This window comes from Streptomyces sp. NPDC090083 (assembly GCF_044747445.1).
Lineage (GTDB): Bacteria > Actinomycetota > Actinomycetes > Streptomycetales > Streptomycetaceae > Streptomyces.
The window spans coordinates 342658-358320 of record NZ_JBIVED010000006.1 but is presented as its reverse complement, the minus strand read 5'-3'; the positions used below and the strand labels follow the sequence as shown (position 1 = coordinate 358320).

17 protein-coding genes are annotated in these 15663 nt (G+C 69.2%); 12 read left to right on the top strand and 5 right to left on the bottom strand.

What is annotated here, in order from left to right; all coding sequences use genetic code 11:
• Positions 1-2 precede the first annotated feature (2 nt).
• Positions 3-866 (bottom strand): DUF5753 domain-containing protein, encoded by an 864-nt coding sequence (locus ACIPTO_RS23605; RefSeq protein WP_401195477.1) that lies wholly within the window; start codon positions 864-866, stop codon positions 3-5.
• A gap of 250 nt (positions 867-1116) precedes the next feature.
• Between ACIPTO_RS23605 and ACIPTO_RS23600 the strand changes: the two genes are divergently transcribed.
• From ACIPTO_RS23600 to ACIPTO_RS23565, 8 genes are all read left to right on the top strand, one after another.
• On the top strand, positions 1117-1566 hold the full coding sequence (locus ACIPTO_RS23600; RefSeq protein WP_401195234.1) for an ATP-binding protein: 450 nt from the start codon (positions 1117-1119) through the stop codon (positions 1564-1566).
• 123 nt (positions 1567-1689) lie between these two features.
• Positions 1690-2121, top strand: coding sequence for a WXG100 family type VII secretion target (locus ACIPTO_RS23595; protein ID WP_401195232.1), 432 nt, complete (start codon positions 1690-1692; stop codon positions 2119-2121).
• 96 nt (positions 2122-2217) lie between these two features.
• Positions 2218-2532 (top strand): WXG100 family type VII secretion target, encoded by a 315-nt coding sequence (locus ACIPTO_RS23590; RefSeq protein WP_401195229.1) that lies wholly within the window; start codon positions 2218-2220, stop codon positions 2530-2532.
• A complete protein-coding gene (locus tag ACIPTO_RS23585) occupies positions 2532-3647 on the top strand; it encodes a hypothetical protein (RefSeq protein ID WP_401195226.1) in 1116 nt (371 codons plus the stop codon). Before ACIPTO_RS23590 ends, ACIPTO_RS23585 begins: the two co-directional genes overlap by 1 nt.
• Before the next feature lie 66 nt (positions 3648-3713).
• The gene (locus ACIPTO_RS23580) at positions 3714-4226 is read left to right on the top strand and encodes an RNase A-like domain-containing protein (protein ID WP_401195224.1); all 513 of its coding nucleotides are present in this window, start codon (positions 3714-3716) and stop codon (positions 4224-4226) included.
• A gap of 175 nt (positions 4227-4401) precedes the next feature.
• The gene (locus ACIPTO_RS23575; RefSeq protein WP_401195221.1) at positions 4402-4734 is read left to right on the top strand and encodes a hypothetical protein; all 333 of its coding nucleotides are present in this window, start codon (positions 4402-4404) and stop codon (positions 4732-4734) included.
• A gap of 91 nt (positions 4735-4825) precedes the next feature.
• Positions 4826-5125, top strand: a complete 300-nt coding sequence (locus tag ACIPTO_RS23570; RefSeq protein ID WP_366319168.1) for an RNase A-like domain-containing protein — start codon at positions 4826-4828, stop codon at positions 5123-5125.
• Between the two features lie 70 nt (positions 5126-5195).
• The gene (locus tag ACIPTO_RS23565; protein ID WP_401195219.1) at positions 5196-5885 is read left to right on the top strand and encodes a contact-dependent growth inhibition system immunity protein; all 690 of its coding nucleotides are present in this window, start codon (positions 5196-5198) and stop codon (positions 5883-5885) included.
• A 51-nt stretch (positions 5886-5936) separates the two neighbouring features.
• Here ACIPTO_RS23565 and ACIPTO_RS23560 read toward each other — a convergent pair whose 3' ends face one another.
• Genes ACIPTO_RS23560 through pdhA form a run of 3 tightly spaced genes read right to left on the bottom strand, consistent with a single transcriptional unit; the run spans position 5937 to position 9505 of the window.
• A complete protein-coding gene (locus tag ACIPTO_RS23560; RefSeq protein WP_401195217.1) occupies positions 5937-7343 on the bottom strand; it encodes a dihydrolipoamide acetyltransferase family protein in 1407 nt (468 codons plus the stop codon).
• 10 nt (positions 7344-7353) lie between these two features.
• Positions 7354-8346, bottom strand: coding sequence for an alpha-ketoacid dehydrogenase subunit beta (locus ACIPTO_RS23555; RefSeq protein WP_366318638.1), 993 nt, complete (start codon positions 8344-8346; stop codon positions 7354-7356).
• A gap of 1 nt (position 8347) precedes the next feature.
• Complete coding sequence (pdhA, locus tag ACIPTO_RS23550; protein WP_366318640.1) at positions 8348-9505, bottom strand: pyruvate dehydrogenase (acetyl-transferring) E1 component subunit alpha; 1158 nt, start codon at positions 9503-9505, stop codon at positions 8348-8350.
• A 321-nt stretch (positions 9506-9826) separates the two neighbouring features.
• Between pdhA and ACIPTO_RS23545 the strand changes: the two genes are divergently transcribed.
• The 3 genes from ACIPTO_RS23545 (at position 9827) to ACIPTO_RS23535 (ending at position 12116) form a co-directional block, all read left to right on the top strand.
• Positions 9827-10489 carry a response regulator gene (locus tag ACIPTO_RS23545; protein ID WP_401195213.1) on the top strand — a complete coding sequence of 221 codons (663 nt, stop codon included), beginning with the start codon at positions 9827-9829 and terminating at the stop codon, positions 10487-10489.
• An 80-nt stretch (positions 10490-10569) separates the two neighbouring features.
• Entirely contained in the window at positions 10570-10971 is a 402-nt protein-coding gene (locus tag ACIPTO_RS23540; protein WP_366318644.1) for a pyridoxamine 5'-phosphate oxidase family protein, read from the top strand.
• 86 nt (positions 10972-11057) lie between these two features.
• Complete coding sequence (locus ACIPTO_RS23535) at positions 11058-12116, top strand: phosphotransferase (RefSeq protein ID WP_401195210.1); 1059 nt, start codon at positions 11058-11060, stop codon at positions 12114-12116.
• Between the two features lie 21 nt (positions 12117-12137).
• On the opposite strand, the gene ACIPTO_RS23530 is transcribed toward ACIPTO_RS23535, so the two are convergent.
• On the bottom strand, positions 12138-13661 hold the full coding sequence (locus ACIPTO_RS23530) for a protein kinase (protein WP_401195475.1): 1524 nt from the start codon (positions 13659-13661) through the stop codon (positions 12138-12140).
• A gap of 372 nt (positions 13662-14033) precedes the next feature.
• Here ACIPTO_RS23530 and ACIPTO_RS23525 point away from each other — a divergent pair, with 372 nt between their 5' ends.
• On the top strand, positions 14034-15656 hold the full coding sequence (locus tag ACIPTO_RS23525) for a protein kinase (protein WP_401195208.1): 1623 nt from the start codon (positions 14034-14036) through the stop codon (positions 15654-15656).
• The last annotated feature ends 7 nt before the right edge of the window (positions 15657-15663 follow it).

Below are 15663 nucleotides of genomic sequence, written 5' to 3'. Positions count from 1 at the left end.
GCTCAGAGCTCCTTGCGGATGCGTTCGATCAGGGCAGTGGAATCGCGAAGGGCGAGTCCGCTGCGGGCGATCCGCTCGAACGTGGTGTTGTGGCGTGCGGCATCGGCCTCGCTCTCCAGCCACAGGGTAGATGAGGTGGTGTCCATGTAGACCACGTCCATCGCGCCGGGTTCCGCGAAGGACACGACGCTGAAAGCGCTGGTCATGCCGGGGTGGGAACCCGCGAGGAACGGAACCACCTGAAGCCGGACGTTCGGCCGGCGGGCCACCTCCGCCAGCTGCGCCAGTTGTCCCCGCATCACCTCACGACCACCGACGAGTTGACGCAATGCCCCTTCGCCCACCACCGCCCACAGGTTGAGAGGACTCGCGTCCGTCAGCCGTGCCTGTCGCGCGATCTTCGCCTCGACGAAGCGCTCGACGTCGTCCGGGTCGTCCCAGTCGGCGTTGCCGATCGCGAGAGCGCGGGCATAGTCCGGGGTCTGCAACAGGCCCGGGACAAAGGCGCCTTGCCATGTGCGGACCCCGGTCGCGATGTCCTCCAGGGCCACGTACTCCACCAAGGCGCGCAGCTCCGGGTACTGGTTCCACCACCCCTTGGCCTTGCGGCGCTCACGGTCCGTCCTGGCGAGGCTCAGCAGCCGCTCCACGGCCTTCGGGTCGGTCACTCCGTACAGCTCGCACAGGATCCGGATGTCGGGATCCCGGAACGGCACCCACCCGCGCTCCATCTTGGCGACCTTCGCCGCCGTCGCCGACAGGGCCTCGGCGGCCTGCGGTTGGGTGAGCCGCGCGTCGTCACGGAGCCTCAGCAGCTCGCCGCCCAACTTGCGGGCGAGCACGGTCGACACGCGATTCCCACGCATGAACTGGCCTGCGGTCACGTCGGATTACCTCCCGGGTCGCGGCCAGTGTGCAGTTCGCCGAAGCAGCACTGCAAGCAAATTTGGGGACAGATTTCCCCGAGACTGCTTGCACACCCTGCAGAGGACTCGCTACCTTCAGTACTCGATCGCCCACCCAGTGACACCAGTTGGCGGAAGTGCACCGCGCTGCCCTCACACAGCACGGCAGAGCCACCCCACCTGGCCCCGCCCCCCATGGAGGTGCCTCCCGGTGACCGACTCCTGTCCTCCCGGACTCCCCAAGCCCCACGATCGCCGCTACGACCACTACGACGCCGTCACCTACACCCCGTACCCGATCAACATCCCCCGCGCCCGCAGACACGTCGCCCACCTCACCGCAGCCTGGGGACACCCCCACTCCGCCGGCGACGCGGCGCTACTGGCAAGCGAGTTGTGCACGAACGCCTTGCTTCACGGGTGCCTCAGGGACCGCCTGTTCCGCGTGGAGACGTCCCTCACCGGCAACGCCCTGCGCGTGGCGGTCACCGATCCGAGGGGCGAGCGACTCCCGTATCCCCAAACCTCGGCCCCGGAAGACCAGTTCGGCCGCGGCCTGCTCATCGTCCGCACGCTGGCCGCCCGTTGGGCCGTGGAGAGACTCACGGTGGGGAAGACCGTGTGGGCGGAGCTGCACATCGCGGGGCGCCACGAGGCGTAACTCCGTGACACGGCAAGGTCATCCGCCGGCCTGACCGCCTCGCTTCGAGGTCACTGCGAACCGTAGGATTATTGCAACAGCAAGTGACGTGTGATGTCGACGCGACGGGGGCGGAGATACGGCATGGCAGTGCCCGGAACCGGAGCGGGCCAGGACGGCAGCCCTGACCTGCACGTCACATCCGCCGACCTCACCAAGCTCGCCGGTGACCTCGATGACATGCAGGACCACCTCGACCAGCAGGTCGGACGGATGGACGCGGTGGTCGACCGCATCGAGGCCGGCTGGCGCGGGCCGGCGGCGACGGCGTACCGCGAGTTCCACCGCGCGGCGACCGAGGACGCCGTACGCATCCGCGAAGTGATGAAGCTGCTGGAGCAGGCCGTGCGGAGGAGCCGGGACGGTTTCTCCGCGCACGACATCGAGGTGCTGGAGCAGATGCGGAGGATCCAGGTGGACGTCGGCAGCGAGGTCGACAAGCTGTCGACGCCCAACACGGAGGCGGGGCCGGGAGCCGATGCGGCGCCCCCGCGCAGCAGCCTCGACTCCTTCTGACCCCGCTGGCCAGTCCGACCTCGCTGAGCCTTCTGCACGAGGGCCGCCAAGTGCCGACCATCCAGACGTAGTTACCGACAGATGTCCAGGGGGATCATGTCGACCGGGGCTTCCGCCGACGACCACATAACCGTCTCCTTCGCCACGCTCCACGACCTCGCCGCCGAACTGGAGGACATCCTCAAGCAGCTCAACGGCAGACTCGACGACCTCTACGACCGCGCCGAACCGGTCGTCCTGTCGTGGAAGGGCGAGGCCCGCGAGGTCTTCGTCGAAAAGCTCGACGAGTGGGACAGGTCGGCGCAGGACCTGCAGGCCGCGCAGAAGTGGCTGCACGCGTATGTGACGACCGGCCATGCGAACTACGCGGCGGCCCATCGGGCGGTGCTGCGCGGCTGGGGAGCTGCCTGATGGGCACACCGACACAGCCGGGGAACGGGAAGATCGATGTCACTCCGGCCGTCCTGTACGGCGTCTCGACGGGCGTAGCGGGCCAGCAGGACCCTCTTGACCGTGGCATCAAGTCGTTCCTCGACGAACTGGCCCGGTACCCGGACGGCGGCGGGAGGGGTACGGCGATGAAGGACTTCACTTCCGCCTACCTGAAAGTCGCCGAGCGCTTCCTGGAGGTCTGGGCGAAGTCCCTGGTGAGCGTGGGAGGAGCCGCCGTCGGCTTCACGTCCACCGCCAACAATTACGCGGCGGCCGACGCGGCCACACACCCTTCACCCACAGGACAGCCGACGCATCGGCCGAACCCGCATGTCATCGACAAAGCCCCCGCCTACGGCCCGGTCACCGATTTCAAGTGGGGGGACGTCGACGCGGGCCAGGATCTGATGCAGGAGGCCCTCGAAGGCCTGGAAGCCGTGGTCCTGGCTGTCATGCGTCCCCTGCTGGAGCACGAGTGCCGTTGGGGCAAGGCGGCGACGATCCTCCCGTTGCCCCATCATCTGCGCCTGTACTCGATCTCCCAGGCGTGGCGCATGCCGCAGACCACGCTCGGGATGGTGGAGGGAACGCTGACGGGCCTCGTCGGCAGCATCACCGACCAGACCGACCAGGACTGGTACAACGCGATGCGGACGTTCTGCAGCACGCTGTGGGGAACGTCCGCCTGGGGCAAGAACCGCGAAGGCTACGACTGGGCCAACGACGACGCGAGAAAGCGGGGAAGCAGCCATCCCGTCTTCGCCGTTCTCTTCGACACCTGCGATGCCATGGTCGATGCGATCTACAACGTCGCGAAGGCCGCCGAGGACGTCCGGGACGATCTGCACCGGATCTACCGCCAAGCCGTCGTCGACAGCATCAAGCAACTCGATCCCCGGCACTTGGACGTCACGGACGCGAAGAGCCTGGTAAAAGGGCTGTGGCATGCAGGCAAGGGCCTGGTCGCGGACGTCTCGGTCGGGATCGTCCTGAACATCGACGAGGGCGCCCTGAACGACGCCGTGTCAGCCTACGAAAACCGCGTTCATCGACAGGCCACCGAAATCGACGCGTTGCTGCCGGCCCTGGACTAGGCATACCTGAGCGCACCGACCTTCCATGCCGAGACGGCCAGGGCAGAGGCGTTCGGCGCACGGGCGTTGACAGACTTCAAGGGAAATCCTCTGTATACGGTTCCGGGGGACAGCGAAGCCAATCATGCGTACCCGCTCGACCTGGCGAATCAGGAGGGAGTACACGGCAGCCACATCATCGACAAGCACGTGGGAAAGACGGATGAGCAGCTCGCCCAACGACTCAGGGATCAGCCGACGATCGACGCCGCCTCCACTTTCTCGGACCTTCCCGCTGCTCAAAAATACACACAGAACGCGATGGAATATGTCGGACCGCCTGCGAATTCAGGGCAGCAGAACGAAGGCGTGAACAATAAGGAGAAGATCGAGAAGTGGCTTTCCAGGCCACGTTCCGATTCCTCCATTCTGACCCTTGATCAAGTCGAGTATAATTCCGTGACCGGGCGTACGATTACAGCCGGAAACCCTCACGCAAGTGCGGCGCAGGATACACATACCGTGAAGGTCGTACTCAAATACAAGAATGGCCTCCACCCACCCTATGTAGCCTACACATCCATGCCGACGCTTCCATAAGCGAACCCTGGGAGGATCTATGCCGAGGAAGAGTCCGGACCTGCCCGGGTGTCTGCAAGGATATTTCGACGAACGCCAATCCTTCGCTGCAATCAGTTCCCGCAGAGGGGCGGACTGGTACGAGAATGTCGTAGAAATGGTTCACGGAACCCCTGCACTCCGCATCATTGACGGCATGACATTGCGTGACAGCCTTGTGGAAGTTTCACATGAGGGAGCGCTGGATCTGGCCAGACTGATTTCCGCCGGATCCCTTCTGTACGGTCCCAGCGAATCCCTCCGAGCAGTGGACACTGAGCGGGACAACTGCTTGCTTGAAACCTTGGCAGCAGCCGGGAAGAACGCCCGTTTCTTCACCAATCACGGGCACGCGGAAGATGGCGACCAAGCCAATTTTCTGGTGTCGTCGTTCCATGTCAACTCCCTTGCCGACACAACGATCGACGTTTGTCTTGTCGGAGTTTCTGACGAGAATGTCCTGGTCCTCTGGCGTTTCGAGGATGACTAGGCCGTCCAGCCGCCCACGAAACCGAGAAACCACAAGGACTGGGTCGCGATGTGCAGGCCGTGAAGACGTGAAGACTGAGAGCGAGCAACGCATGCGCACCCGCACCGCCACCTACCCAGACCGGGAAACCGCCCAATGGGCCACCCAACAGACCGTCACCGCCAACGAACAGGCCATCCACCGCTGGCTCGCGCAGTCCACCCGCCCCCGCCTGACCATCGAGGCGTCCTGGCCCTCCCGCCCCGACCCGGTCGGACGGGTCCTGCTCCAGGCGATGATGCTGGCCGGACGGGACCCCGTGGACGTCCGCGCGGCCCGGGTGATCCTGCGGCGTGACGCGTCCCGGCCGCACGGGTTCGCCGTGCACGCCACGTTCCCCGTCTACCTGTAGCCCGTAGTCCGTAGCCCGTAGTCCGTAAACGACCCACCCGTAGCGACCCGATCCCTAGAGGCTGATCCCCGTGCCCCTGAGCCCCCTCGAACACGACCGACGCTACGGCGAGTTGGACCAGGTGATCCGCGCCTACGCCGGTCAGCCGGCCGACGACACGCCGGACAGGCCGAGCGGCGCGCTGGTCGCCTACCTGCGTCACACCTGGCACAGCCGGCCGTGGGCCCTCGCCGTCGCGGAGCGGCAGCTGCGGGAGTACGCCGACCATCCGCCGGGCCGACTCCGCCTGCGGCTCGGCGAGTTCTACACGATCCCGGACGTGGGGCTCCCCGAGGCCGAGATCCAGCAATGGCTGTACTGCCTCGCCGACCACATCAAGCACAGCGTCGAGGAGGGCGAGGTCCCGCCCCCGGCAGCCCCCGCCACCCACTGGGAATGGCACGCCCGCTTCCCGGAACTCGGCCAGTTCCTCGGCGGCTGGTTCTCCCAGGACATGCCGGACGAGTTCGACGACCACGACACGGCGGTCGACGACTACCGGTCCTCGACCGACCCGTACCTCGTCGCCCGTCTCACCGGCGAACTGCACGAACTCCTCGCCCTGGACCTCGACGAGCCCGAATACGCGCTCGCCGTCGCGGAGTTGGGCATGGAGGTCGACCCGCCCACGCCGTACTCACCGAGTGGCTGGCTCGCCCTGGTCGCCGACCGGCTCACCGCGCCGCGCGCCGACCACGGGAACCCGCCGGAGCAGAGCTGAGCCGCGCGCCCCCGCTCACGGAGACGCGCGGCCCATGGAGGCAGCAGCCCACTACCCCCAGGTGATCAACCGCTTCGGCTGCTCAAGCACCGCCGCCACGTCCGCCAGCACCTTCGAACCCAACTCCCCGTCCACCAGGCGGTGGTCGAAGGACAACGCCAGCGTCGTGACCTGACGCGGCTTCACCTTGCCCTTGTGGACCCAGGGCTGGAGCTTGATCGCGCCGACCGCGAGGATCGCGGACTCGCCCGGGTTGAGGATCGGCGTGCCGGTGTCGATGCCGAAGACGCCGACGTTGGTGATGGTGAGCGTGCCGCCCTGCATCGCCCCGGGGGACGTCTTGCCCTCGCGGGCCGTGGCGACCAACTCGCCGAGGGACTCCGCCAGTTGCGGCAGGGTCTTGGCGTGGGCGTCCTTGATGTTCGGGACGATCAGGCCGCGCGGGGTGGCCGCCGCGATGCCCAGGTTGACGTAGTGCTTGAGGACGATCTCCTGCGCGGCCTCGTCCCAGGACGCGTTGATGTCCGGGTTGCGCCTGATCGCGACCAGCAGGGCCTTGGCGATCAGCAGGAGCGGGTTGACCCGGAGGCCCGCCATGTCCTTGTCCTGCTTCAGCTCCTCGACCAGCTTCATCGTGCGCGTCACGTCCACCGTCACGAACTCCGTGACATGCGGTGCCGTGAACGCCGAGCCGACCATCGCCGCCGCCGTCGCCTTACGGACGCCCTTCACCGGGATACGGGTCTCCCGGGTGGTGTCGTACGTCGCGGAAGGTGCCGAGGACGCGACCGGCACCGCGGGCGCCACCGGTGCGGCCGGCGCGACCGCCTGCGCGGGAGCCGCCGCCGCGTGCACGTCCTCGCGGGTGATCACGCCGTCCGGGCCCGACGGGGTCACCGTCGCCAGGTCGACGCCCAGGTCCTTCGCGAGCTTCCGCACCGGCGGCTTCGCCAGCGGACGCTGTACCGCGACGGCGGGTGCCGCATGACCGTTCAGCTCCGCCTGTACGGCCGCCACGGCCGCCTGCGCGGTCTCCTGGGCCGGGATCTCCGTCCCCTTGCGCGGGCGGCGCTTGGTGGCGGACGTGGACACTCCGTAGCCCACGAGCACCGGTGTGCGGGCCGCCGGCTTCTCCTCGGTCGCCGGAGCCTCCGGTGCCGAGGCCTCGGGTGCCGGGGCCTCCGCGGGAGCCGCGCCGCCCGACACGTCCACCGCGATGATGGAGGTGCCGACGTCCACCGTCGTCCCCTCGGGGAAGCGGAGTTCGCGGACCACGCCGTCGTACGGGATGGGCAGTTCCACGGCGGCCTTCGCCGTCTCCACCTCGCAGACGACTTGGCCGTCGGTGACGGTGTCGCCGGGCTGGACGTACCACTTGAGGATCTCGGCCTCGGTGAGTCCTTCGCCCACGTCCGGCATCTTGAACTCGCGTACGGACGCTTCTGTCATCGTCGTCACGACCCTCTCCTCAGTACGCCAGAGCGCGGTCGACGGCGTCGAGCACCCGGTCCAGGCTCGGCAGGTACTCCTCCTCCAGGCGGGCCGGCGGGTACGGGGCGTGATAGCCGCCGACCCTGAGCACCGGGGCCTCCAGGTGGTAGAAGCAGCGCTCGGTGATGCGGGCCGCGATCTCGCCGCCGGAGCCGAAGAACACCGGCGCCTCGTGGACCACGACCAGCCGGCGGGTCTTCTCGACCGAGGTCTGGATCGCGTCGAAGTCCAGCGGGGAGACCGAGCGCAGGTCCAGGACCTCCAGGGACCGGCCCTCCTCGGCGGCGGCGTCGGCAACCTCCTGGCAGAGCTTCACCATCGGGCCGTAGGCGGCGAGGGTCAGGTCCGTGCCCTCGCGGACCACGCGGGCCCTGTGCAGCGGGCCGGGGATCGCCTCGGTGTTGACGTCGCCCTTGTCCCAGTAGCGCCGCTTGGGCTCGAAGAAGATCACCGGGTCGTCGCTCTGGATGGCCTGCTGCATCATCCAGTAGGCGTCCGACGAGTTCGACGGGCTGACGATCTTCAGGCCGGGCACGTGCGCGAAGAGCGCCTCGGGGGACTCCGAGTGGTGCTCGACCGCGCCGATGCCGCCGCCGTAGGGGATGCGCACGACGACCGGCAGCTTCACCTTGCCCAGGGAGCGGGCGTGCATCTTGGCGAGCTGGGTGACGATCTGGTCGTAGGCCGGGAAGACGAAGCCGTCGAACTGGATCTCCACGACCGGGCGGTAGCCGCGGAGGGCCAGGCCGATGGCGGTGCCGACGATGCCGGACTCGGCGAGGGGGGTGTCCACCACCCGGCGCTCGCCGAAGTCCTTCTGGAGGCCGTCCGTGACGCGGAAGACGCCGCCGAGTTTGCCGACGTCCTCGCCCATGATGAGGACCTTGGGGTCGGACTCCAGGGCGGCGCGCAGCGATTCGTTGATGGCCTTGGCCAGCGGCAGGTTCTTGAACGTCGTGGTCTCCGCCATGTCACTTACCCCCTTCTGCGTCCGCGAACGACGCCTGGTAGGCGGCGAACTGGGCCCTCTCCTCGTCGACGAGCGCGTGCCCGTCCGCGTACACGTGCTCGAAGATGGCGAACCGGTCCGGGTCCGGCATGGCACGGACCGCCTCGCGCACTCGCCTGCCCAACGCTTCGCTCTCCGTCTCGAGTTCCGCGAAAAATCCCTCATCCGCGTGGTTCGAGGCCTCCAGGTACGTGCGCAGGCGCAGGATCGGGTCCTTCGCCTCCCACGACTCGCGCTCCTCGTCGGCCCGGTACTTCGTCGGGTCGTCCGAGGTGGTGTGCGCGCCCATGCGGTAGGTGTACGCCTCGACGAGCGTCGGGCCCTCGCCGTTGCGGGCCCGCTCCAGCGCCCACTTGGTGACCGCGAGACAGGCCAGGACGTCGTTGCCGTCGACGCGGACGCCCGGGAAGCCGTAGCCCTGCGCGCGCTGGTAGAGCGGGACGCGGGTCTGCTTCTCGGTGGGCTCGGAGATGGCCCACTGGTTGTTCTGGCAGAAGAACACGACCGGCGCGTTGTAGACCGCGGAGAACGTGAACGACTCGGCGACGTCGCCCTGACTGGAGGCGCCGTCCCCGAAGTACGCGATCACGGCGCTGTCGGCGCCGTCCATGGTGACGCCCATGGCGTAGCCCGTGGCGTGCAGCGTCTGGGAGCCGATGACGATCGTGTACAGGTGGAAGTTGTTGGTGTTCGGGTCCCAGCCGCCGTGGTTGACGCCCCGGAACATGCCGAGCAGGTTGGTCGGGTCGACCCCGCGGCACCAGGCGACGCCGTGCTCGCGGTAGGTCGGGAAGACGTAGTCGTCCTCCCGGGTGGCCCGCCCGGAGCCGATCTGGGCGGCCTCCTGGCCGAGCAGCGACGCCCACAGGCCCAGCTCGCCCTGGCGCTGGAGGGCGGTGGCCTCGGCGTCGAAGCGGCGGGTGAGCACCATGTCGCGGTACAGGCCGCGGAGCTCATCGGGGGTGATGCCCGCGACGTACTTGTCGTACGGGGCGGTCTTCGCGTTCTTGACTCGCTTGCCCTCGGGCGTCAGCAGCTGGACGAGGTCCGGGTCGGCGCCCTTGGCCTTGCTTCCGGCGCTGCGTCGCGGCTTGCGCGGGGCAGTGCTCTCCACGGTCACGTGTGCTCCTCCGTCGGTCCGGCTCCCCGGGTTCGCCGGGTGCCAGTGCGGCTCACCTGCGCCCCACGGACGCACAGGGTGGGTGCGGTTCGTCGGGAGCAGGCGTGACAGGTGCCCCGGCGAGCGCCCTGCACCATGCACGTTACCCAGTGCTCCACATTTCTGTGAAACCCCTCCTGACCTGCGATTTTGCTTGGATTTCCAAGTAAATCGGCAAAGTCGGGAACAAGTCCTGGTCACAGCCTTGCAGGGGGCCGGAACAACGGCACGTTATCCCGCCCACCTCGGGCACGGGAAGAGCCCGTGTGTGAGACTTACCGCGTGCCCGGAGACGGAAAAATCAGCGTATTTCTCCTCGATGACCACGAAGTGGTCCGCCGGGGTGTCCACGAACTGCTCTCGGTGGAGGACGACATCGAGGTGGTCGGCGAGGCCGGCACGGCCGCCGACGCGCTGGTGCGGATCCCCGCCACGCACCCCGATGTGGCGATCCTGGACGTACGGCTCCCGGACGGCAGCGGGGTCGAGGTGTGCCGCGAGATCCGCGCCCTGGACGAGTCCGTGAAGTGCCTGATGCTGACCTCCTTCGCGGACGACGAGGCTCTCTTCGACGCGATCATGGCGGGCGCCTCCGGGTACGTCCTGAAGGCCATCCGGGGCAACGAGCTGCTCTCCGCCGTGCGGGACGTGGCGGCCGGCAGGTCGCTGCTGGACCCGGTGGCGACGGCCCGGGTCCTGGAGCGGCTGCGCAACGGCGGATCCCAGCAGGACGACACGCTGGACCGGCTCACCGACCAGGAGCGCAGGATCCTCGACCTGATCGGGGAGGGGCTCACCAACCGGGCGATCGGCGAGCGGCTGCACCTCGCGGAGAAGACCATCAAGAACTACGTGTCGAGCCTGCTGTCCAAGCTCGGCATGGAGCGGCGCTCGCAGGCGGCGGCCTTCGTGGCGCGGAGACAGGCCGAGCAGCAGCGCTCATAGGCCTCCTAGGGACCGATTCGGGGCCAGGTAGGGACCAAAGACCCCTCCCCCGGAGGGGTCGCCCACCCGACAGTAAGTGCATGCCCTCCGACCGACAGCTGGCCGTCGCCCTGCTCGCGCGCACCGATCACGGCCGGATGGCCACCACCCTGGGGGCGCTGCCCTTCCTGACGCCCGCCCGCCACATCGTGGCGGAGGAGCGGCTGCTGCTGCGGATGCCCCGGCGCCACGGCCATCACCACGCGTGCGTGGACCGTGTCGTCGCGTACGGCGCCGACAACCTGGACTCGGCCGGACCGGACGAGGACCTGTGGTCCGTACAGGTGATCGGCACCTGCGAGCCGCACGAGCCGACGGCGGAGCAGGTCGAGCGCTTCGGACCGGCCGGGGACGCGATGGTGTACCTGCGGATCGAACCGCGGCTCAGCGCCCTGCACGCGGCGGACGGCGGCCTGGAACGGCGCTTCGGGCCCGCCCTGTGACCGAAAGCGACCGCCGTCGACCGAGCGGTGACTTTCTGTGACAAACCGCAGGTCAATGGCGACTATCGTGTCCTAGCATCAGCCGCGTGCCACCCTTACGTGTACCACCCCTCGCGCCCCATGCGCCCCCGCTGGGCGCCCTCCTCCGCCAGTACGCCGCCGGCTCCGCCGTCACCTGCGAACCTGTCGACCAGGGCCTCCTGAACCGCGGCTACCGGCTCCGCACGACCCGGGGCCGCTACTTCCTCAAGCACCACTTCGACCCCGAGACCGCGGACCCGGCGGCGATCACCCGCCAGCACACCGCGACCCGCCGCCTGGCCGACCTCGGCGTCCCCGTGGCCCCGCCGCTCCCGGGCCGCGACGGCCGCACGGTCGCCATCGTCGGCGGTCACGCCTACGCCCTGCACCCCTGGATCGACGGACGGCACCGCCACGGCGGCCAGTTGACCACCGACCAGTGCGGACGCCTCGGAGCGCTGCTGGGGGTCGTCCACGCGTGCCTGGAGCGGGTCATGCCGGGGCGCCGGGAGGAGTGCGCGCCGGGAGCCGACCCCGCCGACACCTTCGCCCTCATCGACGACCTCCTCAAGCACGTCCGCCGGCACCGGCCCGCCGACGCCTTCGACGAACTCGCCCGGTACCGGCTGATCGAGCGGCGCGAGCTGCTGGAGCGGCACGCGGACCGACGGCCGCCGCGCGGAGGCCCGGTGGGGTGGGTGCACGGCGACTTCCACCCGTTCAACCTGCTCTACAAGGGCGACGCCCCCGCCGCGATCGTCGACTGGGACCGCCTCGGCGTGCAGCCCCGCGCCGAGGAGGCCGTACGGGCCGCCGCGATCTTCTTCGTACGGCCCGACGGGACCCTGGACCTGCCCAGGGTGCGGGCGTACGCGCACGCGTACCGGCGCACGGCGCGCGCCGGACCCGCCGAACTGGCCGCCGCCGTGCACCGGGTGTGGTGGGAGCGGCTCAACGACTTCTGGATGCTGCGCTGGCACTACGAGCGCGGCGACACCCGCGCGGACCCGCAGTTCCCCGCGGCGTCCGCGCTCGCCGTGTGGTGGACGCGGGAGTACGAAGCGGTGCGCGAGGCGTTCGCCGAGGACACCGCCCCGCGGGACCGCCGGGGAACCAGGCCGTAGGACCGCCCGGGAACCGGGCCGTCAGCCGCCCAGGGCACCGGCGACGGTGTCGCCTGTGCCGCCGTCGTCGCCGCCGCCGTCACCGGTGCCGCCGCTGTCCGTCGGGTCCGACGCCGAGGTCGTCGCGCTCGGGGTGTTCGAGGGCTCCCGGGTGGCCGACGGGGTCGGCGTGTTCGAGGGCTTCTCGGTGGGCGTCTGGGACGGGGTGTACGAGGGCGTGTCCGACGGCGTGTAGTGCGAACCGGACGACGTGCCGCTGTCGTCCGTGTCCGACTCGGACGACGACGCGGTCGCGTCGTCGCTCGGCGACTCCGTGGCCGTGTCGTCGCTCGATGTCTGCGAGGTGGTCGGCGACGGCGAGTTGCCCGAACCGCCGCTGCCGTTGCCGGTGTTGTTCATGGCCAGCGCGACGCCCGCCGCGATGGCGATCACCGCGAGCACCGCGAGGATCCACAGCTTGCCCCGGCCGCTGCCCTGGTTGCCGTGCCCCTCGAAACCGCCGTCGTCGCCGTTGCCGTAGCGGCCGGGCAGGATCGGCTGCGGGATCTGCGTGGTGCCGGAGGCGTCGCCCTGGGGCATCACGGTCGTCCCGGCGAAGCCGCCGGGCGGGGTCCCCTGGCCGTTGGCCACGGTCACCGGGCCGGTGTTCCAGGTGCCGGTGTGGCCGCCCTGGTCGTAGAGCATCTGCAGGCCGTACTGGACGAGCCCGCGCATCTCCTCGGCCGTCTGGAAGCGGTCGTCCGGGTCCTTGGCGAGGGAGCGCATGACGAGGCCGTCGAGCTCCGGCGGGCAGACGCCGTTCGACGTCTGGGACGGCGGGACCGGGATGTCCTGGACGTGCTGGTAGACCACCGACAGCGGCGTCTCGCCGGTGAACGGGGGCCGCAGCGCGAGGAGTTCGTAGAGCAGGCAGCCCGTCGCGTACAGGTCGGAGCGGTGGTCGACGGCCTTGCCGAGCGCCTGCTCCGGGGAGAGGTACTGGGGCGTGCCCATGACCATGCCGGTCTGCGTCATCGTCGTGGACGCCCCGTGCAGGGCGCGCGCGATGCCGAAGTCCATGACCTTGACGGCGCCGTTGTGCGTGATGATCACGTTCGCCGGCTTGATGTCGCGGTGCACGATGCCGTGCTGGTGCGAGTAGGCGAGCGCCTCCAGGACGCCGGAGACGATGATCAGGGCCTGCTCGGGCCCGGGCGCCTCGGCGTTGAGGAGGAGGTCGCGGATCGTCCGTCCCTCGACGATCTCCATCACGATGTACGGCACCGACATGCCGCCCACGTAGTCCTCGCCGGAGTCGTACACGGCGACGATCGCATGGTGGTTGAGGCCGGCCACCGACTGGGCCTCGCGCGTGAAGCGGGCCTTGGACGTCGGGTCCTCGGCCAGGTCGGAACGGAGCAGCTTGACCGCGACCGTGCGTCCGAGCCGTACGTCCTCGGCCGCGAAAACCTCGGCCATACCGCCCCGACCCAGTCTGTGGGTCAGCCGGTACCGGCCGTCTCCGACCAGTCCGCCGTTACCCCACAGCTCCGGTGCGTCCGACATTCCGCCGCCAGCCGTCTCGGGGTCGGACGGGCCCTGAGCGTGCTGCTGTGCCATCAGTCCTCGCCGTCGTTTCTGCCCGCGGTGCGCGCGGTGTTGTCACGGTCTCCGTCGGCCACGCTACAGGCTCGGCGCAAGCCTCCGTTCCGGGATCAGTGCCGGAATCGTCCGGTGACGGACCGGCCATCAAATCGGTATCACGGGCCGTCGTGCAAATTCTGTGTACCGCCGGTACAGCACCTGTAACGCTTCCACGACTCTTCTTTCGCGTACGGTCACGGATCGGGCACCACGCTTGACGTGTCAGTGCCCTCCGGCAGACTTGGCCGGGAATGGCACTCGATCACTGACCGGCGCCGATGGGGGACACGGAAGATGAGCCAGGACGGCGCACAGGGCCGGTACGCGGGGCGCGCGCTCGCGGGCGGCCGCTATCAACTGCGCGACCTGCTCGGCGAGGGCGGCATGGCCTCGGTGCACCTCGCGTACGACTCGGTGCTCGACCGCCAGGTCGCGATCAAGACACTGCACACCGAACTCGGCCGGGAACAGGCCTTCCGCGAGCGCTTCCGCCGCGAGGCCCAGGCCGTGGCCAAGCTCACCCACACCAACATCGTCTCGGTCTTCGACACCGGCGAGGACGCGCTGGACGGCACGACGATGCCGTACATCGTCATGGAGTACGTCGAGGGCCGCCCGCTCGGCTCCGTGCTCGACGAGGACGTACGGCAGTTCGGCGCGATGCCCGCCGACAAGGCGCTGAAGATCACCGCGGACGTCCTCGCGGCGCTCGACATCAGCCACGAGATGGGCCTGGTCCACCGGGACATCAAGCCGGGCAACGTGATGATGACCAAGCGCGGTGTCGTCAAGGTCATGGACTTCGGCATCGCCCGCGCCATGCAGTCCGGTGTCACCTCGATGACCCAGACCGGCATGGTCGTCGGCACCCCGCAGTACCTCTCCCCCGAGCAGGCGCTCGGCCGGGGCGTGGACGCGCGCAGCGACCTGTACTCGGTCGGCATCATGCTGTTCCAACTGGTCACCGGGCGGCTGCCGTTCGACGCGGACTCACCGCTGGCCATCGCGTACGCGCATGTGCAGGAGGAGCCGGTCGCGCCCTCCTCGATCAACCGCTCGCTGCCGCCCGCCGTGGACGCGCTGGTCGCCCGCGCCCTGAAGAAGAACCCGAACGAGCGCTTCCCGAACGCCGAGTCCATGCGCGACGAGGCCCTGCGGGTCGCCTCCTCGCTCCAGGCGGCGTCCCCGAGCATCGTGCCGGGCGCGCCCGCGCAGAGCGGCGCGGGCGTCGGCTCCGCGGTCTTCCCGCCGGTCGACCAGGCGACCCCGGCACCCACCGGCCCGGTCCACACGCCGTACCAGCCGGGTCCCTACGGCGGCACACCCGCGCCGGCCCCGTCCTACGGCTATCCGCAGCAGGCGGGCTACCAGCCGCATCCCTCGGCCGGATTCGGCCAGCAGGGCATCTCGACCCCGCCGCCGTACAACCTGAACCCGCAGCACCCCACCCCGGCCGCCGGAGGCGGCGGCAAGAGCAACAAGCCGGTGATCATCGGCTCGGTGGTCGTCGCCCTGGTCGCGGTCGGCGCGCTGATCGCCGCCCTGTCGATGAACGGCGGCGGGGACGACGCGAAGGGCGGCGGCGACAGCGCGAGCGCGAGCACCTCGGTGACGGCGGTGGAGGGCCACCGCGACGGCGACACGTCCAAGACGATCGCGACGACGGCGTGCACGGAGCCCCAGGAGTCGTACAACGACCCCAGCAAGATCCAGATCCCGAACTTCCAGTTCAAGTACATCAGCTCGGTCAAGTCCTGCCTCCAGGCCGCGGGCTGGAAGGTCAAGATCAAGTCCGAGGACGAGAACACCTACGGCCAGGGCACGGTCATGGACCAGTTCCCCTCGGCCGGCACGGACGTCGACCCCAAGAGCATGCCCCAGATCGAACTGGGCGTCTCGACGGGCAACCCGTCCTGAACCCCTG